Here is a 22,305-nt window from a genome sequence, read left to right on the forward strand (position 1 = left end):
TTCTACACCTTACTATACCCTAGTAGGGTATCAATGTAAACATATAAATGCTACGATTTTGTCAGTTTCGTAAAGACCGTCATTAACTCTTCAATGGCTTCATCCCCATTGCCGCTCTTGATTGCATCTGCTACACAATGATGGGTATGCTTTTCCATCAATTGAAGACTGACCTTTTTCAAAGCCGCATTGACAGCGGAGATTTGATTGACAACATCTATACAGTAACGATCGTTTTCAATCATTTGCTGAATCCCACGCACTTGTCCTTCCACTCGTTTCAACCGATTGATCAATTGATCTTTATCCTTGTCGGCTCTTGGCGAAGCCATATGTCTTTCTTCATGTTCTGTCATGTGATCACCTTTTTTCTAATATGACTTATCTTTACTTAAATTAAAGCATATCTCCACCGGAAAAGGCAAAGATATGCTGATTACACTCTAGTGTTTGCTTTAGTTTGTTAATTGTTCAATGTCCTGCAATAGATTGACGGACTGCTGAAGCTGCTTGATCAATCCTTGCTGATCCTCAAGCATGGCGGCAACGTCGATGTTGTCTGCTTTCAATTGCTGTAAATACGTTTGTATTTCCTCTGACAGCACCTTATTTTTTTCAATGATCTGCGCATGCAGGTCTTCTGCTATTTTGGGTGCTGTGATTTCATTAAATTCTTGAATGTCTGCTTTCAATGATTCTAACTGCTGGGTTAATTCTGCTTTTTTGGCGGCGTTTTTCACAGCTTCTTCTGCGAGCTGTGGAAAGTCCTCCGTAAATTGCTGAATGTCCGCCACATACTCATTTGCCTCTGTGACATATGTCGTTGTATCACTTACTTGGTCAAGCAAACCAGAGCATCCACTTAATACAAGCGTGCCGGAAAAGAGCAAAGAGATCACATATTTTTTCAAGATTGATCATCCTTTCATCTGAGGTATTGAAAGCATCATTTGTCCCGCTCCCCCCATCACACAGATGCAATAAGACCTAAAAAAGCCAGACCTTTGCCTCATGTGTGATAGGCAAAGGTCTGGCTAACATGTTCATGCCGGAATAGCCGAGAAACAACGGATGTTTCTGTAATGACGACCAAACCGTAAAAGCTACTCCCCTTTAGGAAACCGTTCAAATGTTATGTTTATCATATCGAATGTCAGGACAACCGTCAATGAGAAGCTAGCAGCAGGTTAATGCTCTTCATAAAGCATATAGTCCGCTCCAGTGGACGCATAAATCCGGTTGCGTCCTTGGCGTTTTGACATATACAAAGCTTGGTCTGCTTCAAATAGAAGAGTTTCTAATACATTGGGATCATAAGCTGTGTGAGCAATTCCAAAGCTCGCTGTCACCCGCACTTTTTCCTCATCATTCTCAAAGAAACTCATCTCAAAGGAATGTCTAATTCGCTCCGCAATATGGCATGCCTCTTCAAAAGAATGATGCGGCAGACAAATAGCAAACTCTTCTCCGCCATATCGTCCGAATAAATCGTCCATTTGTAAATGCTGCTGACAAATGGTGACAACATGACGCAGCGCCTCGTCTCCAATATGATGTCCGTGCGTGTCATTGATTTGTTTAAAAAAATCAATATCAAACAGCATAACAGCCGTATCTTGCGCATCCTCTTCTAGGATCATCTGCGTTCGTTCAATAAATGAAGACCGATTAAAGATATTCGTCAATCCATCAATATACGCACGGCGCTCCAGCTCTTCCTGAAGCAAACGCTGCTCTGTTACATCACTGATCACAATTTGCCTACCCTCGATCTCTCCTCTCCTATTAAATAGGGACGATGCGGTCAAGTGATAATAGCTGGAATGATCTTTTTCCCTTTTCAACATTAAATCAAATTGCGAATGATCCTGCGGAGAACGTAGCCACTGAATGAAGTCAGTATCTTTGATGATTCCTGAGAAAATATCGTCTATTTTATAGCCAATCCCCTTTTTATTAGAAAGTGCTGGAATGATCGATGCAGCAGCGGGGTTGTAATCTATGAGTGTCCGGTATCGATCTAAAATGAGAACCCCCTCAGACATATGCTCAAACACACGCTCCATCGCAATGGGAGAGAGCTTAAAGAGCTGGAACGACATAATCGCCCATAAGTAGAGTGCATTGGTTAAAAACATCACCACAGGGACCGGGTCAATATGAAGAGGTGTCACACCTAATAAATAGATAAAAGATGTCGTGATTGGCAGTAACATGCCCACTAGCAAAATTAGAATCTGCTTTAAATATTCTTTTTTTGTGACACGCAAAAACCAAACCAGCATAAAAATAGCCAGCATCGAACAGCCAAATGTATAGACACCATGAATGATATACCAATAGCCAATCGTAAAGTCAGCCAATAAAAATCCGTCTACCGGATTCATCGTGATGCTTCGATAAAAGAGTGAATGAAAAGAATTGGTGAACACCATAATGGTGGTGAGAGTTGGAATCAGTAAGATGAGAAGCACGCGGCGCTTTGTGAAATATTGATGGAATCCCGTAAATTGCAGCACAATCATTAGACTGAATGGCGCGATGAACGGAAGACCCATGTATTGAAAACAAACCCAGAACATAATCTCCCTAGGTGTACTTGCCAATAATTCAAACGTGTGCCCAAAGATATAAATCGCAGTTGCTCCAGACATGTACATAAACAATTGACAGCCAATATACCGGTGGCGGTTCGCATGAGCAATGATTGATAATATCACGGACAGAATGCCAGAAACACTCATGATCACAATAAAATGTAAAACAATCGAATCCATGTAAACGCCCCAATTTCAGTTATTTAGAACTAGTCTAATCTTACTATATATGAGGAAGTCACAAATGGGAAGATGTGATTTTGATTTGGTTGGAGGTTTTTTGTAAAGTGTCGGTTGTTTTTTGTTTGTGAAGCCTTATATTTTCGCTACTTTTTACTTAATTTGAGGGAGAGATATATTGCAATCGGAGAAATATCTGTACAATGTGGGGATTGGGATCAATGAAGAGGAGGCTTGCAAGGTATATGACTTTTTTGATTATCATGGCGGGGCAGTTTATGCTGGTTCTTTTGGAGAAGCCTTTTGAGAAGAGAAGTTCTGGATTGATATTTTTGATCAGTTACTTGCTGCTGATTGCGATTTATGTGATCCAGACAACGTTTGTGGAACTTATGCCGGATGGATTTTTGATGATGATTGCCGTGGTTGTCGTTTTTCCTTTGTTTGTTCGGTTGGTGTTGTCTTCTCAGAAGACACGTTCTTGAAAACTATACAAAAATGAGACTATGTTAGTACTTATTTTGCAAGTTTAATTATAAGTTAAATAGATAGCTAACTAGTATTTAAATGTAAATGATCAATTAAATTATTTTCAATTGAATTATCTTACAAAAAATAAGCAAGCTTCTGCCTGCTTATTTTTCATAATCACTTATTAGTAAATAACTTATCAATAATGTTAATAGCAATAAGACAAATAGGAAGTGCAATGATAATGTACAAAAAGTTTTTTGGTACAAACATATTGTAATAATAGAAAAATACACTGATAAAGAGAATCATAACAGCATACTTCATTATACTTTTCACAAAATTCCTCCTAATAAATATCCACCCAACCATTATTAGGGTGTTTATCCCTTTTATCCAATTGTTTAGCAATTTGGGTTCCAATATCCAAATAATTTAGAGCAATCGCGACAGCAACACCAATAGAAACTGCTAATTTTTTAGCTCCCCACGCCTTTAATCTACTTGACACGGTTTTAGTGAATATTCTTTTCGCTTCTGCTTTGCCTTTTTTAATAATAAATGATTGTATAACACCAACGCCACCCCCGACAGCAAAACCAATAACAGCATTGAAAACTGCACCTGCAAACCTAACAGATACACCAACCTTTATACCTGATGATTTTTTCTTTTTAGCAGCTTCAACTTCTTTAACCCCAAAGGAAGAAACAAATAGATCTTTAGAAAATGCAAAATCCTCATTATCTACTAGAGTTGAATCATTTATTTCTTCCACTAACTCTTCTTGTGCTGCTGACAAATCATTATATGTATCAGATTCTTTATCGAAGAAATTTGTTAGTTCTTTTCTAAATATTTCCTTCTCAGTAACATTTGATAGCTCTGTTTGTTCTTCTACTATTTTATCAAAAAGTTTTCTCTCATCTTTCGTCATTTCATCTATCGAAGGCATATTTCTAACCTCTTCTACAAGATCGAACTCTTCAGATAAAACTTCCCTACTCAATTTAACATCATTTGAATTTATACCCTCTACTGTTTCACCTACTAGAACTCCCTCTAACACAGTTGTTCCTCAATATCTGACTCTGCGAAACTAGTTAGAGTAGATAATGAACTAATCGTGAAGATAATTACTGTCAAAATTGAAACTCTTTTAAAAAATAAATTCATCGACACCTTTACAAATACCTCCTATAAAAGTTAAATTCTTAATACCTGTAAACAAGGAGACTCCGAATAAAAATTTAGGTTATAATACTATGACTAAATAAAAAAAAGACGCTATTTTTAGCGTCTTTTTTTATTAAAGTTTTTAATAAAATCCTTTTGTGCTAACCAATCGTTTAGAACAACATGTTGAAAAAATGATGCCAGACCCGCATCAAGGGCTTTCAAACCCTTGATACGACTGCATTCTAAAAGTTTTGATGGAGACGGTGGGAGTCGAACCCACGTCCAGAGACATCGATTACTTAAGCGTCTACGAGCGTAGTCAACATATTTGGTGTTCACTCATCCTCATGCCTGCTGACGGGCGCTTGGAGAGCTAGTCTGATGGATCTCTTCTTACGTCCTCAGACGGAAACGTAAGCGTAGCCTACTTCATTGGGCTCCTCACAGACACATAGGCAATGTCAGGAAGAGCTCGCTGCACTTATTAGGCAGCTAGTGCTAAGTTTTGGTTAAAACTTTTAGTTTTGCCAGTTACATTTAGTGCGTGTTAACGAGATCGCCTCTCGGCTCGCAGCTCAAGCTCGAACCGCCCCTGTCGAATCCGTAACGTCCCCTTGTAAAAGGGATATACGGGATGGAAACGTTCAGCTTAACTGCTTCCGTATATAACTATTATAACAATCTCATCGCTTGAAACAACTGGTGGTTTCTGTAAGAAAAGCAATGATTGTTTACTGCATAACATATTGTAGCATAATGCTTCCGCTCTCAGCAAGACATCTGCATGAATCTAGAATTGCTTTTGTCGATCACGGAAGGCACGGTCGATTTCACGTTTTGCATCTTTTTTCTTCAGATCTTCACGTTTATCGTATTTCTTTTTCCCTTTACCAATTCCGATCAACACTTTGGCAAAGCCATTTTTTAAATAGAGTTTCAGAGGCACGAGTGAGTAGCCTTCTTCCTTTGTCGCACCAATCAATTTACTGATTTGCTTGCGATGAAACAGCAGCTTTCTCGTTCTCAGCGGATCATGATTATAACGGTTCCCCTGCTCGTATGGGCTCACGTGCATGTTATGAAGAAACACTTCTCCTCGTTCGATTTTGGCAAAAGAATCTTTTAAATTCACTTTTCCTGCACGAATCGATTTGATTTCAGTTCCTTGTAACACAAGGCCAGCTTCAAATGTTTCTTCTATAAAATAGTCATGATTTGCTTTTTTGTTTTGGGAAACAACCTTTCCCTCTCCCTTTGGCATTGGCGTACACCCTCCTTTTGACACAAACACGGTCCAAATCGTACGGATTATTTTATCAAACAATCCAGCTTTAGACAACGCTGACGCTATGTGGTCAAAAAGCAAATAGAGCGTGATGCCCTATTTGCTTTTTGTCACGTTACTTTTTCTTTTTACGCTTTTGTTTTGGTGCGTTATCAAATACGCGTTTTTTCTTTTTCTTCTTCTTACGGCCTGAGAACCAGTCACTTCCGCCTTTATCCTCTTTGGCTTTATCCCCAGAGGCATTTTGGCCTCCGCGCCCTTTTTTCGCTGGTGAATCTGTTCGTTTTTTAAACTTAAAATCTTTTGCCGATTTACGGCGAGTGCCTTTCATACCGACGATTTCAAAATCAATCGAGTGCTCATCTTTATTGACATTCACCACTTTGACTGTGATTTCATCACCGATACGGTAGACATTTCCTGTGCGTTCACCGATCATGGCAAAGTGCTGCTCATCAAAGCGATAGTAGTCGTCTGTCATGTAGCTGACATGGACAAGACCTTCAATTGTATTCGGCAGTTCAACAAATAGTCCGAAGTTCGTCACGGAACTAATCATTCCATCAAACTCTTCACCGATTTTATCAAGCATAAATTCAGCCTTCTTGAGATCATCTGTTTCACGCTCTGCATCAACTGAGCGGCGCTCCATTGTAGACGCATGATCTGCAATTTCAGGAAGCAGCTGGCCCCACTTTTCTAGAGTTGCTTCGTCTGTCTTTTTCTGAATCAAATAGGTTCTGATCAGTCTATGCACAATTAAATCCGGATAACGGCGGATCGGTGATGTGAAATGTGTATAGAATTCCGTTGATAAACCAAAATGACCGATGCTTTCTGGATCATATTTCGCCTGTTTCATCGAACGAAGCATCACAGTTTGTATCACAACTTCTTCTGGTTGATCCCTCACAGCATCAAGTACACTTTGAAGTGCACGCGGGTGGATGTTTGTCGACGTTCCTTTTACAATGTAACCAAACGTTGTCACGAACTCTAAAAAGCGCTGAAGCTTCTCAGGATTTGGTTCTTCGTGAATTCGATAGATGAAAGGTACATTCAACCAGTGGAAATGCTCTGCAACCGTTTCGTTTGCAACAAGCATGAATTCTTCAATTAATTTCTCTGCGACAGAACGCTCACGAACGACAACTTCTTTCGCCGCTCCTTCATCATCTACAAGCACTTTTGCTTCCTTGAAGTCAAAGTCTACTGCCCCGCGCTCCATTCGTTTTTCGCGAAGAATCTCTGCAAGCTTCTCCATTTCTTGGAACATTGGCACAAGCGGCTCGTATTTGTCTATAAGCTCTTCGTCTTGATCGACTAAAATCTTATTCACATCAGTATAGGTCATTCTTTCCGTCGTTTTGATCACACTTTGGAAAATCTCGTGTTTGACGACCTTCCCATTTCGATCAATGACCATTTCACAAGACAGCGTGAGACGATCGACCTTCGGATTCAATGAGCAAATACCGTTTGACAGGCGGTGAGGGATCATCGGAATGACGCGGTCTACGAGATACACACTCGTTCCACGCTCATAAGCTTCCTGATCAATGGGGGAATTCTCTGTGACATAATGAGAGACATCTGCAATATGCACCCCTAGCTTATATTTGCCATCATCCAGCTTTTGCACCGTAACGGCATCATCTAAGTCCTTCGCATCTGCTCCGTCAATGGTTACAATCGTTTCGTTGCGTAAGTCACGTCTGCCTTCTAGGTCTTTTTCATCAATCGTTTCAGGTGTGTCTACTGCCTGCTGAAGCGCTTCTTCAGGGAACTCCCCTGGCAGGCCGTGTTTATGAATGATTGATAGTATATCAATGCCAGGGTCATTTTTATGACCAAGAATTTCAGTCACTTCGCCCTCTGCACTCATTCTTCCTTCTGGGTAGCTAGTCAGCGTCACGACCACTTTATGCCCTTCGACCGCTCCATTTTTAGCGGATTTCGGGATGAAGATATCGGTTGTGATTTTTTTATCATCAGGAATGACAAAGCCATAGCTTTTCGTTTCTGTGTAGGTACCGACAACCGTCTGAGTATTACGCTCCAGAATTCGGATGACCGTCCCTTCTTTTTTTGTGCCGTTTGATTTGTGACTGACACGAACCATGACCGTATCACCATTCATCGCTGTGCCTAGCTCATTAGGTGGAATGAAAATATCATCCTGTCCAAACTCTTCTGGTGTCACAAATGCAAAACCTTTTGCATGAGCAGACAGCTTCCCTTTTACCAAGTTCATTTTTTCTGGTACACCGTAGCGATCGCTGCGCGTGCGAACGATGAGCCCTTGATCTTCCAGGATCACAAGTGCTTTGACGAGCTCTTTATAATCATCAGGATTGGTAATCTCCATCATCACTTCCAGCTCTTGAACGGTTAACGGTTTATACGCTTCATCTTTCATAAAAGCGAGTAATTCATTCATAAATTCTTCTTTTTGCACACTCTAACCCCCTATATATTTAAACTGACCAATCAAGTGATTCTAAGAATGCATATACATCCTGATGAACCTTCTCGCGCTCTTTATCAAGCGTGATCGCATGGCCTGATTCTTCATACCATTTCAAATGCTTTTGATCTGTCTCTACTTCGTTGTAAATGATATTCGCACTGTCTGTATTAATCATATGATCGTGACGTGCCTGAACAACAAAAGTAGGTGAATAAATCATGTCGACATTGTTTCTAACATCTGCAATGAGTTCTTGCAGGCTCCTCAGTGTATCCATTGGCGTTTTCTTGAACTCTTCCATTTCCTGTTCAATTTGCTCCTCTGACTTACCCTCAAATTTCTTATAGTTACGGGCATATTCTAGTACACCCTGATACATGACTTCTTCACTTTTTATGTACATAGGTGCACACATAGGTACAATTCCCTTTACAGGTACAGTGTAACCTAATTTCAATGAAAAAACTCCTCCGAGGGATAGGCCGCAAACCGCAATTTCCTCATAGCCTTCATCTTTTAAGAATTGATAGCCTTCTTCTACATCTTTCCACCAGTCATCAGGGCCTGAATGGACAAGCTCTTCTGGCGGCACACCGTGTCCTTTATATTGTGGTGCATGACACGTATACCCTCTTTCGTTCAAATAACGGCCAAGCATTCGAACATCGGCTGTATTCCCAGTAAAACCGTGAAGAAGAAGCACCGCCTTTTCTCCACCTTTAAACGTAAATGGTTTTGGTGTAACAACTTTCATGATGTGACTTCCTTTCCTTCCGATATGGTTTATATTTTCCACTTGTATGTATGAAACAAAACAAAAGAGTGCTGATAATAAAAAAAGGTCTGAAAAAAGATCAGACCTTCTGTTACTCGCGCTTTACACGCCTAAATATGCCAATGCAAGTGTTAAGATGAAGAAAAGCACTGACAAAATAACCGTTAAACGGTGAAGTATCAAGTCAAGACCTCTCGCTTTTTGCTTACCGAAAAGCTGCTCGGCTCCACCTGAAATAGCGCCTGACAGTCCAGCACTTTTACTAGATTGTAACAATACAACGATGATAAGTGCGATACTGACAATTACGAGTAATGTGATAACAAATGCGTGCATGAAAACACCTCCAGACAAACTGGTACACATAACTTTATTTTACATGAAAACAAGGTGCATGTCACGAAACATCAAAATAAAGATTCCCTCTATATTGTCGACTTTATTTGTTATTTTGATTCAATTTCATTCCAAAGAGTAGTATGCAGCATTTTTTATATGCAATTTTCGGTTAAAAACACGTTTTTAACGGGTTGCTTCTTCTTTCAATAGCTGTTTTAATTCTACTAACAAACGTTCAGCTCCTTCAAGACTCAGCATCACTTTCCCATTTCCATAGCTTTTGTTATACTTCGTCACTTGTCCAGTTAACAGGCAGCTCTTATCTGCATCATATTTTTTCAGCATAATGGTTTGATCTTCAATGAAAATTTCTAAAAGCTGCTCTTCTTTAATATTGAGTACCTTGCGCATTTCTGAAGGCAGAACAATTCTGCCTAGTGAATCAATATGTCTGACCATCCCAGTTCTTTTCAACGACATTGCCTCCTTGATCATTTTGTTCATTGACTTTTGTCAACATCTTCATAGTAAAATAGATCTTCAAATTTTTTATCAAAGTAATGAATCATTTTGCCAATGACAAGCTGGCCTGGTTTCCGATGACCATTTAATACCCTGCTGAGTGTGGCAGGAGAAATGCCAATTTCATCAGCGAGCTGATTTAAAGACATATCGTTTTCGATCATATACTGCATGACAAAAGTCCGCCTGATCTGAATCTTTTCGACCATCATTACAACCTCCTATGGAATCAATATGTACAACGTGTAGGTGCTCACATGAAACAGATCCATTAACTTAAGTCAACACTTTTACCCCTCTGCTATTTCCTTTGGTCAATGATCATACTAAAATAAGTCATATACTGAAATGTGAGGTTCGATGTCATGAATCACTTTGGTGAACAATTACGCATTTTAAGAGAAAATAGAAAAATGTCTGTCAATCAACTCGCCATGTATTCAGGTGTAAGCGCTGCTGGTATTTCTCGTATTGAAAATGGAAAGCGTGGTGTGCCGAAGCCTTTAACCATAAAAAAATTAGCACACGCCTTGAAGGTGCCTTATGAGGATTTAATGCTGCTTGCCGGTCATATTGAACAGGAACAAGTTCATGAAATGAAACCAAAATATGAATCCGTGTTGAAAATCTATCAAACGGCGCTTCAAAAGGATGTAGAACATCTTCCCATTTTTGACGGAGACCTATGGGAAAGGCTATCCGCACAAGACATCAGCCAGCTGAATGAATACTTTCTCACGCTCATCAACCAAAAAAAGACGAACAAATAGCGGGGCATAACCCTAAGATACATTCACTATTAACTAATGTCAATATTTTCATGGTATACTTGTTGCCAATAGTCAACAAATCAAGTAAAATAGACATATCTAATCTATAACCATGTGAGGTTTTGCCTTGATGAACTTTGGTGCATACTTAAGAGCATTACGTGAGGAAAAGAAGCTGTCAGTGAACCAATTAGCGATGTATTCAGAGGTCAGTGCTGCTGGTATTTCTCGTATTGAAAATGGGAAACGCGGCATTCCGAAGCCTCCTACGATAAAAAAACTAGCCGGTGCATTAAAGGTCCCTTATGAGGAAATGATGCAGGCTGCGGGCTATATTGAGGAAGCCTCTTCTGTCCATCAGCTGAAGGAAGAGGAAATTGCATTATCCAAAATAAAGGAAGCCGCAACGCAATATGAACTTGGTGATCTCGAGCTATTTGATGGAGACATTTGGTCAACTCTTTCGAAAAAAGAAATAGAAGATCTTAACCGCTATCTGTTATTTATATTAAACAGCCGTTCGTCATCATAGAATGTTTTGATCATTGACAAGCTTTTAGAGCTGATTTATGACAAATTTACGGTATAATGAGTTCAGATTGGAGTGAAGAAAGATGAATCAATCTGACATATGCCCGCGGTTTGAAAAAGCAGTTGAGTTATTGAGTAAACGCTGGGTTGCACTGATTGTTTTTCAGCTTCTCTCAAGTCCGCAGCGCTTTAGTGAAATTGAGGCCGCTCTGACAAATTTAAGCGGAAGAGTATTATCTGAGAGATTAAAAGAGCTGGAAGCAGCAGGCATTGTAAAACGGGAGGTTTTTGCTGAAACACCCGTGCGTATTGAGTATTCTTTAACTGATATGGGGCGTTCCCTTGCACCCGTTTTTGAGGAAATTTCGAAGTGGTCTACTGAATGGATCACGCTCGAATCATAAAATAACCGCATGTGAACTGCCTGATCATTATAAAACAACCTCCCTTACAGATGTAAGGGAGGTTTTGTCTTTTCAACCGCTTAAGCAGATGTCATGTTTTTTTCAGCTAATGCTTTTCTTTCTTTTTTCTTGTTCGTTGGGCTTAAATAGCGTTCAAGCCAGCCCATGACTAGGTCAGCGATAATGGCCATGAGTGCAGTTGGAATAGCGCCTGCTAAAATGATGGCTGTTCCGTTTGTGGCGTTTGATCCTCTGATGATGATATCACCTAGACCTCCTGCACCAACAAATGTCCCAATCGCTGTAATGCCGATGGCGATGACCAGTGCAGTTCTTAAACCAGCCATAATAACTGATAAAGCAAGCGGTAATTCAACCATTCTCAGCACTTGCCATTTCGTCATGCCCATCGCTTTACCCGCTTCTAAATAAGCATGTTCAATGCTGACAATTCCTGTATACGTGTTGCGGATGATCGGCAGAAGCGAATACAGAAAGAGTGATAAGATGACTGTATTTGCGCCAAGTCCTAACACGAGCATCAACACGGAAAGCATCGCTAACGCCGGTATGGTTTGAATGACGTTGGTAATGGCGAAGATCCAATTGCTCAGCTTACGGTAATGCGCCACAAAGATGCCTACTGGAATTCCGACTATCGCCGCAAACAGCACCCCATACGCTGACATGAGAAAATGCCGATAAAATTCTTCTAACACATATGAACCGTTCTGCTGATAATACGTCCATAATTGCTGCAGTGTGTCCATCAGCCGTGACACCTCCCCATCTTACTCAAAGTAATTGTGCTTTTCCAGGAAATTCTTCGCAACGGTGGCTGGTTCTTGAAGCTCTCCGTCGACTTGATAGTTCAACTCTTGCATTTGTTCTGTATCAATTTTTCCGATCAGTCTGTTGATCACCTTATCAAGCCCTGGGTTCTCTTTTAAAACTTTTTCCGGGACAACGGGCGATGCATCATATGGCGGGAAAAACCGCTTATCATCTTTTAAGATTTTGAGGTTATAGGCTTTGATTCGTCCATCTGTTGAATAGGCAAGCACAATATCCATTTTTTCATTTTTTAATGCATCGTAGACTAAACCAATCTGCATTGGATACGTGCTTCCAAATTCAATTCCGTATGTTTTCACGAATCCTTCATACCCGTCGCCTTTCTTTTTGAGCCATATATTATCGACACCGAACCGGTAATTCTTCGCATTCTTTTTCAAGTCAGAGACCGTTTCTAACTTGTTTTCCTTCGCCATCTTTTGCGTCACGGCAAAGGCATACGTATTATCAAAGCCATAGGAATCAAACCATTTGTAATCATAGCGTTTCTTAAATTCTTTTTGGACGATTTCCATTGCACGCTCCGGGTCTTTTTCCGCATCCATTCCAAGCGTACTTGTCAAATCTGTCCCTGTATATCTTGTCGCCGAAATGTCGATATCACCGTTTTCCATTGCTTTCTGCTGTACGGTATTGGAGCCTAAGTTTTTCACAATCGTTGTCTTTTTATCTGTGTAATGTTCGATGATTTCGCTAACCATATAGGCCATTATTTCTGATTCGGTAAAGTTTTGTGCTCCCACCCGCAGCGTATTGCCTGAGGAGCCGGCTAGTCCAGGAAGTGAACAGCCGCTTATCAATAGCAAGCATCCGGCAAGCAGTGCACTGATCCATTTTGTTTTTCGATTTTTCACATAAGCCAACTCCTTATGAAACTTCCTTCAATCCTTTTAAGCCTTCTGGTGTTACTTTTTTCTCCAGCTTCATCAATGTAAAGTCAATGATAACCGCTAAAATAGTGACTGGGATGGCACCTGCAATAATGTATTCCGGCTGGTATAGCTGAAGTCCAATCAAAATGTAGTCACCAAGACCGCCTCCACCGATAAAAGCAGCAAGTGTTGTCCAACCAATTAAATAAATCGTTGACGTTCGGACACCTGCCATAATGATCGGTACAGCAAGCGGAAGTTCCACAAGACGAATTTGCTCCCATGTCGTCATGCCGATCCCTTTACCGGATTCAAGCAGATTTTTGTTCACACCTTGGACGCCGGCATACGTATTTCTCAAAATAGGCAATACCGAATAGAAAAAGAGAGCAACGATTGCAGGTATTTTCCCAACCCCCAAAATAGGAATAAAAAATGCAAGAATCGCTAAACTAGGGAGTGTTTGAAAGATATTCACGACACCGATGACAAAGCCTGCGCCTCGTTTCATTCGCGTGAGAACGACGCCTAAAGGAACGGCAACGATAATTCCTAGCACGACAGCAATTAAGGAAATATATAAATGCTCCCACATTTTTGTGAGGAGTTCCCCACCATTTTTCTCTAGAAAATCGATGATTTGATCCATGTGTCCACCTCCCTTAGTTCATTTCAATGGCAGACGCTGGCGTATCGTCTCCCCAAATGGAGTCGTACACAACATCTACAAGACTTGCCCGTGTCACAATGCCTTTTAAATGCCCTTTGGCATCGACAACCGGTACATATTTAATACCGCGTATTAAAATTTTCCGAACGGTGTCTCTGAGAAGTGCGCCTTCTTGTACAGTATAGAACTCTGTATTTAGGATCTCACCAACGAAAGCCGCTTTTCTGCGGTTCGCATCAATTGTTTCAATATCGATATAGCCTTTTAACACATCATGTTCGTCTACTACAAGCAAGGAATCGACCCGCTTTTCTCTCATGATGTAGATGGCATCAGTCAACGTTTGTTCAACTGTAATGGTGACTGGTGACGTGTTCATCATTTGTTCTACACGTTCCATATTCGGATTTGATTGAAGCAGGCGTTCTTTTCCGATGAATTCTTCTACGAACTCGTTGGCTGGGTTACGCAAAATATCTTCAGGTGTGCCTACTTGGACAATCTCTCCATCTTTTAAAATCACAATTCGGTCAGCCAGTTTAATCGCTTCATCCATGTCATGTGTGACGAATACGATGGTTTTATTTAACGTTTTTTGCAGTTTCTTAAATTCTTCCTGCAATGTATCTCGTGTAATTGGATCAAGTGCACCAAATGGTTCGTCCATGAGGATCAGAGGGGGTTCTGCTGCCAGTGCGCGAAGAACTCCGATGCGCTGCTGCTGTCCTCCACTGAGTTCATGAGGATAGCGCTCTAAAAATTCTGGGCCCATGTCGACGAGCTTCAGCAGTTCGCGTGCTCGTTCCTTCCGTTTTTCTTCCGGCCATTTTAAGAGCTTCGGCACAAGTGAGATGTTTTGCGCGATGGTCATATGGGGGAACAGTCCAATTTGCTGAATCACATAACCGATTTCTCTTCTTAATTGAACTGGATCTTTTTTCATAATATTTTCTCCCTCGATAAAAATGTTTCCTGAGGAAGGTTCGATGAGTCGGTTGATCATCTTCATGGTTGTGGTCTTACCACAGCCACTCGGTCCAATAAAACAAATAAATTCTCCTTTTGCTATGTCTAAATCAATATTTTTGACAGCTTTTTTTCCACCTTTATACGTCTTAGATACATTCTCTAGTTTCAGCAAATGAGACACCTCCAATTAGTTGGATCTATATATTCAGAAAATTTACACCTTATTAATTATAGTGCAAACTTTATAAAATAAAAAGTTTATAATGTGTTTGTATTGCATAACATTTATATAAAATTTTCAGTTAACGACGTAATATCTAGATATCTCTCCTTTTTCCTCCAAATTACTAGCAATTACTCAATATTTATTGTTTTCATCAACAAACAGGTATATGATATATTGTGTTACAAATTGTCAGTCGTGAAGGGATGAAGCGGGGAGTGGACAAGCAAGCGCTAGGCGCCATTCAAAAAGCACAGGATCATTATATTGAAAAAGCTGCAGAGAACATGAATGCCTTTGGTCTTTCTTCTACAGTGGGTAGAGTGCTTGGTATCATTCACATGAACCGTAAACCAATGACGCTGGAAGAGCTATCAGAGGCGACCGGCATGAGCAAAACGAGGATGAGTCAAGTCGTTCGAGAAATGCTTGATTTAAATATTGCGGAAAAGGTTTATGAAAAAGGAATACGTAAAGATCTTTATGATGTTGAGCAAGATCAATACCAAACGTTTATTTCATTGTTTGCAGCCAATTGGACACGTGTTGTCAGTAAAAACCGTAAAGCACATAAGAAAACGTGCAAGGAATTGCAAGAGCTGCTTGAACGGGAAGATTTACCAGAAGAAACAGAGGATAAAATCAACCTGCTTCTTTCAGAAATCAAGGAAAGTCTTGATTACTATGATTGGATTAGCCGCTTAATTGAGTTCTTTGAAAGTGAAGAAGTATTTAAGCATGTGCCGAAACCTTAAAAAAAGCTGTTTTATTTTACATCATTGTAGAAAAAAACAGCTTTTTTATATACACTTATGATATAAACATCGGAAACATCCCTTTTAAGCCTGCGCCGATCATTTCAACTGCCACTACAGCCAGAATTAATCCCATCAAACGCGTCACGACATTCATCTCTGTTTTCCCCATTTTCCGCATAATAAAACTTGAATAATGAAAGGCATAATACGTCATGGCAAGAACGATGACAATGCCGATTAGAATCGAAAACATGTGGAGCATCCCTTGACTTCCCGGGGTTAAACTCATCACTGTAGCGATTGTACCGGGACCAGCGATGATCGGAATGGCGAGCGGCGTAACGGAGATATCTGCCTTCTCTTTGCTTTCTGCCTTTTCCTCCGAATGAGGATTTTGGACGTGCGATTCTTTTGCATTCAGCAAATTGTAAGCGATACCAAAAATAAAAATACCGCCAGCAATGCGGAGTGCATGAATATCGATCCCAAACAATTTGAAAATGAGCCTGCCTGCTAATAGAAAGGCAATCAGAATAATAAAAGAGACCACGATGGCTTTTTTGGCTGTCTGGGAGCGCTCTTTCTCTGTATAGCCCTCTGTTAAGGTGATGAAAAGAGGTACGTTTCCAATGGGATTTGATACAGCAAATAATGAGACGACAACATGAATCATAAAGGAAATCAACAGACACCCTCCTTTTTTCATAGTGTCTGCCATTCTGATGTGAATATGCCCTTGTGATGTTAAAACCTGTATATCTTTAACCGATGATAATAGAGGTTTAAAGAAAGGGGTTCACACATGAAGAAAACAATGACGATCATTCTTCTTTCTGTAGCAGTTATTGCCTTAGGTGGCTGGATTGTTTGGCAGCAGCAGACCATCGAAAAAGCAGAGAAAACACTCCAGCAAGAAAGCAAAACGAGCGATCTGAAGCTCTCGCAGTTAACATCAGATCAAACAGATATGAAGCATAAAAACGATGAACAAAAAAAGCAAATAGCCACCGTCACAAAAAAGCTCAAAAAAGAAAAGAAAGCCTATGAAAAAGAGGTCAAACAGCGTAAAGCGCTTGAGATAAAAGTCGACCAGCTTCAAAAAGAGCTGACGGCAGCAAAAGCCACTGCTCAAGCAAATAAGCAGACCACTCAGTCTACAAGGAAACCAACTGTCAAAAAAGACCCGAATGTCACTCATCATCCTCCCTCTCAGTGGGTACAGGACCAATATGATTGGGGCGTGAAACAAGGGTATATTAAAGAATAGAAAGGATGAAAAAATGTGATACAGATTCGGCCATTATCTCATGATCAATCTCTCCCTATGGATCTTTTACTATTAGCTGATCCTTCAAAGGAAAAGGTTCTCGCTTATGTGCAATCCGGCTCTTGTTATGCCGCCTTTCATGAACAGGAAGTGATTGGTGTCTATGTGCTATCATCGCTCTCTCAGCATTCAGTGGAAATCATGAATGTTGCTGTGAAGGAGTCATGGCAAGGAAGGGGAATTGGGAAGCAGTTGATCCGCCATGCGATCGCTGAAGCGAAAGCCACTGGTTTTCATACGATTGAAATCGGCACAGGCAACTCGAGTATTCAGCAGCTCGCACTTTATCAAAAATGCGGCTTCCGCCTAACGTCGATCGATCACGATTTCTTCCTTAAGCATTATGATGAACCAATTTATGAAAACGGGATTCAGTGTATGGATATGGTACGGCTGTCTCTCACATTTCAAGCAGACTGACTATTTGTTCAGCCTGCTTTTCTTATGCTCTTCGTTTCTTCATAGCATGAATCACATATTGAATGAAAAAATAAAGCACAGCGCCAGCTAAAAAGCAGACAACGCATCCAAAAAGCGTCGCCTCAGAGCTGAATTGATACTCTTCAATTTTCATAATATAAAATGGCATGCCAAACAGCGTTGGACTTGATTCAATATGATTGACCTCTAGCAGCAGTAAAAAGACAGGGGTCATAAACACAGAAAATATATACAGCATCGCAAGTGTTAAGCCGCTAGAAAACGAATGAAATACTTTGATCATCTCTTTCTCTCCTTCATCTCTTTTAAACTGGCTGTGATATTTTTCCCGTCTGGGCAAGCTGGATGCAGCATCACAGTGTTCAGTAAAGAAAAAAACAGCAGCTGATGACTCACCGGATGCTTCCACATTAAGAAAAGCACAATCGAGCAGAGCACCGGAAACAGCGGACCCGCAAGTGCCACCATCAGATTAAAGCTCGGCCTGGCAAATGTCTCATGGACGATCGCCACATGCTTCCAATCAATCGTGACCACAAAATCAAAGAGCGGTCTTTTTTCAATTTTGTTGCACACCATGATCATCAGCATATGACCGAGTTCATGAATGAGCACAACCGCTAGTAAACTAATGACAAGCCCCATCATCGCAATATCGGCCTTTTTAACATCACTGCATATATACAACTGAAAAAGGCAAGTGAACCAAGCAGATAAGCGGTGGCGAGTAGAGACATATTAGATGACAGCCACTCTAATAAAAGCATATCGATGAAGCTGAATACAGCAATCATCATCACGATGACAAACAGTTTATTAAAATCACTGATTTTCACGACAAACCCCGTACAGGCTGCCATGACGGTCATGAATAAAATGGACAAACTCGCCAAGCCATGACCTTCACTTTCAATACCGATCACCAAATAAGCAAGGCCAATATACACAAAATAAATGAGTAAATTGATTGCGTAATAAAATAAAATTCTCGACAATATATACGCGCCCTTTGATGTATTTAACATAAAGATGGCCCGTTGATTGAGATGATATTCTCTGCCAATCATCAGCGGAAGCATGATCAATATTTCCTTTAACGCAAACTGCACAATAAAGGCATACAGCCATCCAGTTTCTTCCGGCGTAAAAACAAATGGCAGCCCAATCGTCAAACAAACAAGAAAGAGGAACAAAATGCCTTGTTCTTTAAAAACAGCTGATCGGATGAAATAGACCATTTCCTGCCGCACATGCGTCAGAAAGGAAGAGTACGTCCTAATTTTCTGGTAAGAAAATGACTTTACCTCTGTTTTCAGCTGCAAAAACATTTGATGAACATAGCAAGCTGCTAAGCCCTTCACCCATAGCCAGCCAGCGCTTAGAAGAATCACCAGCAACGTCAGATAGACAGCCGGCCATACATGGATCATCTCCACTGCTTTTTGAAAAAGATGAAATATGAGTACTTGAAATGCCGCAAAGCCGATTGTTTGTAGCAGTAAATGCTCCTTTGTTTTTGATACGAAATGACTTACACCGATCCGCATTAGCATCCATGAAGAGAGCGTATAAAGTGCCAATATGCCGCATGTGATGCAAACAACGATGATCCAATACAGAGATGGGGTGACACCCGTGATCAAAAGACCTAATACAATCGGTAAAAAAAGTAATCCAGCCATGAGGAAGCAAAAAAGCACTGGAAAGAAATACGCACAAAGGACAAAGGGTACACTTTGTATCGCACTGTTCAAAAAGTAGAATTGATATTCTTGGCGCTTCAGTTTATTGCGGGATAACACAATCCCTGCTCCTAATAGTAAGAGCGACATTTTGACAAATTGGAGGTATAGCGCAGCTGGCTCACTTTCACCTGCCTGCATGTAAAAGCGCAGGCTGATGACAACGTATATTGCATAGATGAGCAAGAAAAAAACGGCAGCTGCGAGAAGCTGCAAAGGATACTTTTTTCCAAGCTGCTTTCCTTTCGTTGTCAGCATGCCCCATTCGATTTTATGAAGAACGTGTCGTGTCCAAATCATTGAGTAACCTCTCCACCTGCATATAGTAATCTCGATTTACTTCTTTATAAATCTCTTCAAGTGCCTGATGAGGAAATGTCTCATTCGTTTCTTGGCGGGACATATTCAGCTTCACGTCACCATTTCTTAAGATCATGAGATGATCATATAATGTATCACCAAAGCTCAAATGATGAGTTGAAATCAGGATGCCAGCGCCTTGATCTCTCAGCTTCATGAGCACATTTTTTAAGATGATCATCATATCTGGATCAAGTCCGTTCGTTGGCTCGTCGAACACATAATAATCACATGGTCTGAGAAGCTGCGAAATGATCTGTGTTTTTTTTTGATTGCCATGGGACAGCTGAGCGATTGGCTGATCCATATACGGACTCAGCTCAAACAAATCGGTGAATGTCTCTTCTCGTGTGACATCTTTCTCATTTGGCAGCTGAAGTAATTGAAAGTATTCCCTCGGTGTTAAATAATCGAACAACGCATGATCGTCAGAAATATAGGAAACATGTTTTTTCAAAAGGGAAATATGAGCTGCGGATTGAAGGTTCAGCTGTTCACCATGTAAGGAAACGTATCCAGTAAATGGCGTCAGCCCAAACATAGCTTGAATCATCGTTGTCTTTCCTGCACCATTATGCCCTAAAAGAAGCATCGTCTGGCCTTTCTCCACGTTCATTTGAATATTACGGAGAGAGAAGGTGCGGCTATACGTTTTTTCTTGTAATTGTAGTGACAGCATCATATCCCTCCGTTTGTTTCAGATGGAACAGATGACCTTGCATCTGTTCTCATCCCTGTTAGAAACCGCATTGGATTTTAACGTACATGCCTAATAATTTGAACTCTCCTAAAAATTTGGAGCCCTTTCCAAAGGTCTTACATGCCCAAATCAATGCTCCAAGTGAAATAATGCCCAATATAGCGGCAAGGACATAAATCCAAAATGCGTTTTTCTGTACATTCTTAGAAGTTAGAATTCGTTGCTTCCTTTCATCATATGCCGCCAGTAGTTGAAGGATATACATATACACACCTACTGGAAAACGAAGGCTAAAAGGATTCAGCATCTCATCACCCCCCCAATATATGTAAAATGATACCATCCCACATACAGAAAACATAAGTTCATTTCAGATCATATTTTTAGTCGATTTTTCATGATCTATTGCTTATAAATGGTGGAGCTGCGCGTTTTTCCTCTGACTGAAGGATGACTTTTTACAAAAATAGGATGAGACTATTGAAACAGCTGCGGGATCTCATTCAACACAAAAAACGCTGCGCCCACTCTGATATAAGAGCGGAACGCAGCGCGTTGCTGGCATTATTTATTTAAGTTATAGAATGTTGCAATGCCGTGATATTGTGCTGTTTCAGCCAATTGATCTTCGATGCGAAGTAATTGGTTGTATTTCGCCACACGATCCGTACGAGACGGAGCACCTGTTTTGATTTGTCCAGCGTTTGTTGCAACAGCGATGTCTGCAATTGTGCTGTCTTCTGTTTCACCAGAGCGGTGAGAGATAACAGCTGTGTATCCTGCACGTTTTGCCATTTCGATTGCATCAAATGTTTCAGTTAATGTACCGATTTGGTTTACTTTGATTAGGATTGAGTTACCAACGCCGTTTTTGATTCCTTCAGAAAGCTTCTTCGTGTTTGTAACAAACAAGTCATCTCCTACTAGCTGAACCTTGCTGCCAAGGCGCTCAGTTAATAGTTTGTGACCTTCCCAGTCGTTTTCATCAAGGCCGTCTTCGATCGAGATGATTGGGTATTTAGATACCATATCTTCATACCAGTCAACCATTTCAGCAGATGTTTTCACAACGCCTTCGCCTGATAAATGATATTTACCGTCTTCTTTGTTGTAGAACTCAGAAGATGCAGCATCCATTGCAAGCTTCACTTCTTCACCTGGTTTGAAACCAGCTTTTTCAATCGCTTCAACGATTGTTTGAAGTGCTTCTTCGTTAGAACCAAGGTTTGGAGCGAATCCACCTTCGTCACCTACAGCAGTGTTTAAGCCTTTTGCACTTAATACAGATTTCAGGCTATGGAAGATTTGTGCGCCCATGCGAAGTGCTTCACGGAAGTTCGGAGCACCTACAGGCATAATCATGAATTCTTGAATGTCTACGTTGTTATCCGCATGCTCTCCGCCGTTGACGATGTTCATCATTGGCACTGGAAGCGTTTTGGAGTTGAATCCACCAAGGTATTGGTAAAGTGGAATTTGTAAGAAATCAGCAGCCGCACGTGCTACAGCGATAGATACGCCAAGGATTGCGTTTGCGCCTAATTTCCCTTTGTTTTCTGTTCCGTCAAGTTCGATTAACATTTTGTCAATTGCTACTTGTTCAGTGACATCAAAGCCTAAAAGCTCTGGTGCAATGATTTCGTTTACGTTGTTTACAGCTGTCAGAACACCTTTTCCAAGGTAACGGTCTTTGTCTCCGTCACGTAGTTCTACTGCTTCATATTCACCAGTAGAAGCACCACTTGGTACTAGTGCACGGCCAAAGCCGCCAGATTCTGTGTAAACTTCTACTTCAACTGTTGGATTACCGCGAGAGTCTAATACTTCGCGTGCATATACGTCAACAATGTATGGCATCGTTATTT

At 40.7% G+C, this 22,305-nt stretch carries 28 protein-coding genes and 1 other RNA gene; 7 read left to right on the forward strand and 22 right to left on the reverse strand.

What is annotated here, in order from left to right:
* Positions 1–50: 50 nt before the first annotated feature.
* The 3 genes from MKY18_RS15445 to MKY18_RS15455 form a co-directional block, all read right to left on the reverse strand.
* On the reverse strand, positions 51–356 hold the full coding sequence (locus MKY18_RS15445; RefSeq protein ID WP_065098016.1) for a metal-sensing transcriptional repressor: 306 nt from the start codon (positions 354–356) through the stop codon (positions 51–53).
* 99 nt (positions 357–455) lie between these two features.
* On the reverse strand, positions 456–911 hold the full coding sequence (locus tag MKY18_RS15450; RefSeq protein WP_185107848.1) for a DUF6376 family protein: 456 nt from the start codon (positions 909–911) through the stop codon (positions 456–458).
* Between the two features lie 276 nt (positions 912–1,187).
* Positions 1,188–2,777: a histidine kinase N-terminal 7TM domain-containing protein gene (locus MKY18_RS15455; RefSeq protein ID WP_342487487.1), complete on the reverse strand. Its 1,590-nt coding sequence runs from the start codon at positions 2,775–2,777 to the stop codon at positions 1,188–1,190.
* A 245-nt stretch (positions 2,778–3,022) separates the two neighbouring features.
* On the opposite strand from MKY18_RS15455, the gene MKY18_RS15460 reads away from it, so the two are divergent.
* Positions 3,023–3,262, forward strand: coding sequence for a hypothetical protein (locus tag MKY18_RS15460; protein WP_278176568.1), 240 nt, complete (start codon positions 3,023–3,025; stop codon positions 3,260–3,262).
* 335 nt (positions 3,263–3,597) lie between these two features.
* On the opposite strand, the gene MKY18_RS15465 is transcribed toward MKY18_RS15460, so the two are convergent.
* From MKY18_RS15465 to MKY18_RS15500, 8 genes are all read right to left on the reverse strand, one after another.
* Complete coding sequence (locus MKY18_RS15465; RefSeq protein ID WP_342497564.1) at positions 3,598–4,317, reverse strand: hypothetical protein; 720 nt, start codon at positions 4,315–4,317, stop codon at positions 3,598–3,600.
* A gap of 362 nt (positions 4,318–4,679) precedes the next feature.
* Positions 4,680–5,041, reverse strand: a transfer-messenger RNA (tmRNA) gene (gene ssrA / locus MKY18_RS15470).
* 176 nt (positions 5,042–5,217) lie between these two features.
* Positions 5,218–5,688, reverse strand: a complete 471-nt coding sequence (gene smpB / locus MKY18_RS15475; protein WP_065098009.1) for an SsrA-binding protein SmpB — start codon at positions 5,686–5,688, stop codon at positions 5,218–5,220.
* A 139-nt stretch (positions 5,689–5,827) separates the two neighbouring features.
* A complete protein-coding gene (rnr, locus tag MKY18_RS15480) occupies positions 5,828–8,170 on the reverse strand; it encodes a ribonuclease R (RefSeq protein WP_065098008.1) in 2,343 nt (780 codons plus the stop codon).
* 19 nt (positions 8,171–8,189) lie between these two features.
* Positions 8,190–8,936, reverse strand: coding sequence for a carboxylesterase (locus MKY18_RS15485; protein ID WP_044138960.1), 747 nt, complete (start codon positions 8,934–8,936; stop codon positions 8,190–8,192).
* A gap of 123 nt (positions 8,937–9,059) precedes the next feature.
* Positions 9,060–9,293, reverse strand: coding sequence for a preprotein translocase subunit SecG (gene secG, locus MKY18_RS15490; RefSeq protein WP_003212746.1), 234 nt, complete (start codon positions 9,291–9,293; stop codon positions 9,060–9,062).
* 186 nt (positions 9,294–9,479) lie between these two features.
* The gene (locus tag MKY18_RS15495) at positions 9,480–9,770 is read right to left on the reverse strand and encodes an AbrB/MazE/SpoVT family DNA-binding domain-containing protein (RefSeq protein WP_044138961.1); all 291 of its coding nucleotides are present in this window, start codon (positions 9,768–9,770) and stop codon (positions 9,480–9,482) included.
* Between the two features lie 26 nt (positions 9,771–9,796).
* Positions 9,797–10,030: a helix-turn-helix transcriptional regulator gene (locus tag MKY18_RS15500; protein ID WP_106067294.1), complete on the reverse strand. Its 234-nt coding sequence runs from the start codon at positions 10,028–10,030 to the stop codon at positions 9,797–9,799.
* A gap of 153 nt (positions 10,031–10,183) precedes the next feature.
* Here MKY18_RS15500 and MKY18_RS15505 point away from each other — a divergent pair, with 153 nt between their 5' ends.
* The 3 genes from MKY18_RS15505 to MKY18_RS15515 all read left to right on the forward strand — a co-directional run bounded on the left by MKY18_RS15505 (position 10,184) and on the right by MKY18_RS15515 (position 11,523).
* Positions 10,184–10,588 carry a helix-turn-helix transcriptional regulator gene (locus MKY18_RS15505; RefSeq protein WP_044138963.1) on the forward strand — a complete coding sequence of 135 codons (405 nt, stop codon included), beginning with the start codon at positions 10,184–10,186 and terminating at the stop codon, positions 10,586–10,588.
* 130 nt (positions 10,589–10,718) lie between these two features.
* Positions 10,719–11,120, forward strand: coding sequence for a helix-turn-helix transcriptional regulator (locus MKY18_RS15510; RefSeq protein WP_065098006.1), 402 nt, complete (start codon positions 10,719–10,721; stop codon positions 11,118–11,120).
* Between the two features lie 82 nt (positions 11,121–11,202).
* Positions 11,203–11,523: a helix-turn-helix domain-containing protein gene (locus tag MKY18_RS15515; RefSeq protein WP_044138965.1), complete on the forward strand. Its 321-nt coding sequence runs from the start codon at positions 11,203–11,205 to the stop codon at positions 11,521–11,523.
* 80 nt (positions 11,524–11,603) lie between these two features.
* On the opposite strand, the gene MKY18_RS15520 is transcribed toward MKY18_RS15515, so the two are convergent.
* The 4 genes from MKY18_RS15520 to MKY18_RS15535 are packed head-to-tail and all read right to left on the reverse strand — an operon-like array spanning position 11,604 to position 15,061.
* Positions 11,604–12,293 (reverse strand): ABC transporter permease, encoded by a 690-nt coding sequence (locus MKY18_RS15520; RefSeq protein ID WP_065098005.1) that lies wholly within the window; start codon positions 12,291–12,293, stop codon positions 11,604–11,606.
* 21 nt (positions 12,294–12,314) lie between these two features.
* Complete coding sequence (locus MKY18_RS15525) at positions 12,315–13,232, reverse strand: osmoprotectant ABC transporter substrate-binding protein (RefSeq protein ID WP_065098004.1); 918 nt, start codon at positions 13,230–13,232, stop codon at positions 12,315–12,317.
* 13 nt (positions 13,233–13,245) lie between these two features.
* Positions 13,246–13,899: an ABC transporter permease gene (locus tag MKY18_RS15530; RefSeq protein WP_003213477.1), complete on the reverse strand. Its 654-nt coding sequence runs from the start codon at positions 13,897–13,899 to the stop codon at positions 13,246–13,248.
* A gap of 13 nt (positions 13,900–13,912) precedes the next feature.
* Positions 13,913–15,061 (reverse strand): betaine/proline/choline family ABC transporter ATP-binding protein, encoded by a 1,149-nt coding sequence (locus MKY18_RS15535; protein ID WP_003212926.1) that lies wholly within the window; start codon positions 15,059–15,061, stop codon positions 13,913–13,915.
* A gap of 269 nt (positions 15,062–15,330) precedes the next feature.
* Between MKY18_RS15535 and MKY18_RS15540 the strand changes: the two genes are divergently transcribed.
* Positions 15,331–15,867: a GbsR/MarR family transcriptional regulator gene (locus tag MKY18_RS15540; protein ID WP_342497565.1), complete on the forward strand. Its 537-nt coding sequence runs from the start codon at positions 15,331–15,333 to the stop codon at positions 15,865–15,867.
* Between the two features lie 55 nt (positions 15,868–15,922).
* Here the strand turns inward: MKY18_RS15540 and MKY18_RS15545 are convergent, their stop codons facing one another.
* Positions 15,923–16,555 (reverse strand): NAAT family transporter, encoded by a 633-nt coding sequence (locus tag MKY18_RS15545; protein WP_044138969.1) that lies wholly within the window; start codon positions 16,553–16,555, stop codon positions 15,923–15,925.
* A 117-nt stretch (positions 16,556–16,672) separates the two neighbouring features.
* On the opposite strand from MKY18_RS15545, the gene MKY18_RS15550 reads away from it, so the two are divergent.
* Both MKY18_RS15550 and MKY18_RS15555 read left to right on the forward strand, forming a co-directional pair.
* Positions 16,673–17,137, forward strand: coding sequence for a hypothetical protein (locus tag MKY18_RS15550; protein ID WP_185107839.1), 465 nt, complete (start codon positions 16,673–16,675; stop codon positions 17,135–17,137).
* Positions 17,138–17,152: 15 nt separating this feature from the next.
* Positions 17,153–17,617, forward strand: coding sequence for a GNAT family N-acetyltransferase (locus tag MKY18_RS15555; RefSeq protein ID WP_106066225.1), 465 nt, complete (start codon positions 17,153–17,155; stop codon positions 17,615–17,617).
* Between the two features lie 22 nt (positions 17,618–17,639).
* On the opposite strand, the gene MKY18_RS15560 is transcribed toward MKY18_RS15555, so the two are convergent.
* The 6 genes from MKY18_RS15560 to eno all read right to left on the reverse strand — a co-directional run bounded on the left by MKY18_RS15560 (position 17,640) and on the right by eno (position 22,297).
* A complete protein-coding gene (locus MKY18_RS15560; RefSeq protein ID WP_044138971.1) occupies positions 17,640–17,921 on the reverse strand; it encodes a hypothetical protein in 282 nt (93 codons plus the stop codon).
* Positions 17,918–18,286 carry a hypothetical protein gene (locus MKY18_RS15565; protein WP_044138972.1) on the reverse strand — a complete coding sequence of 123 codons (369 nt, stop codon included), beginning with the start codon at positions 18,284–18,286 and terminating at the stop codon, positions 17,918–17,920. The genes MKY18_RS15560 and MKY18_RS15565 overlap by 4 nt, the downstream gene beginning before the upstream one ends.
* Entirely contained in the window at positions 18,283–19,680 is a 1,398-nt protein-coding gene (locus MKY18_RS15570; RefSeq protein ID WP_185107837.1) for a hypothetical protein, read from the reverse strand. The genes MKY18_RS15565 and MKY18_RS15570 overlap by 4 nt, the downstream gene beginning before the upstream one ends.
* Positions 19,652–20,419, reverse strand: a complete 768-nt coding sequence (locus tag MKY18_RS15575; protein ID WP_342497566.1) for an ABC transporter ATP-binding protein — start codon at positions 20,417–20,419, stop codon at positions 19,652–19,654. The genes MKY18_RS15570 and MKY18_RS15575 overlap by 29 nt, the downstream gene beginning before the upstream one ends.
* A 58-nt stretch (positions 20,420–20,477) precedes the next feature.
* A complete protein-coding gene (locus tag MKY18_RS15580; RefSeq protein WP_044138975.1) occupies positions 20,478–20,747 on the reverse strand; it encodes a hypothetical protein in 270 nt (89 codons plus the stop codon).
* Between the two features lie 257 nt (positions 20,748–21,004).
* Positions 21,005–22,297 (reverse strand): phosphopyruvate hydratase, encoded by a 1,293-nt coding sequence (gene eno, locus MKY18_RS15585; protein ID WP_003212752.1) that lies wholly within the window; start codon positions 22,295–22,297, stop codon positions 21,005–21,007.
* Between the last annotated feature and the right edge of the window lie 8 nt (positions 22,298–22,305).

The sequence above is a fragment of the Bacillus sp. FSL R7-0672 genome (genome assembly GCF_038601465.1).
GTDB classification, from domain to species: domain Bacteria; phylum Bacillota; class Bacilli; order Bacillales; family Bacillaceae; genus Bacillus; species Bacillus pumilus.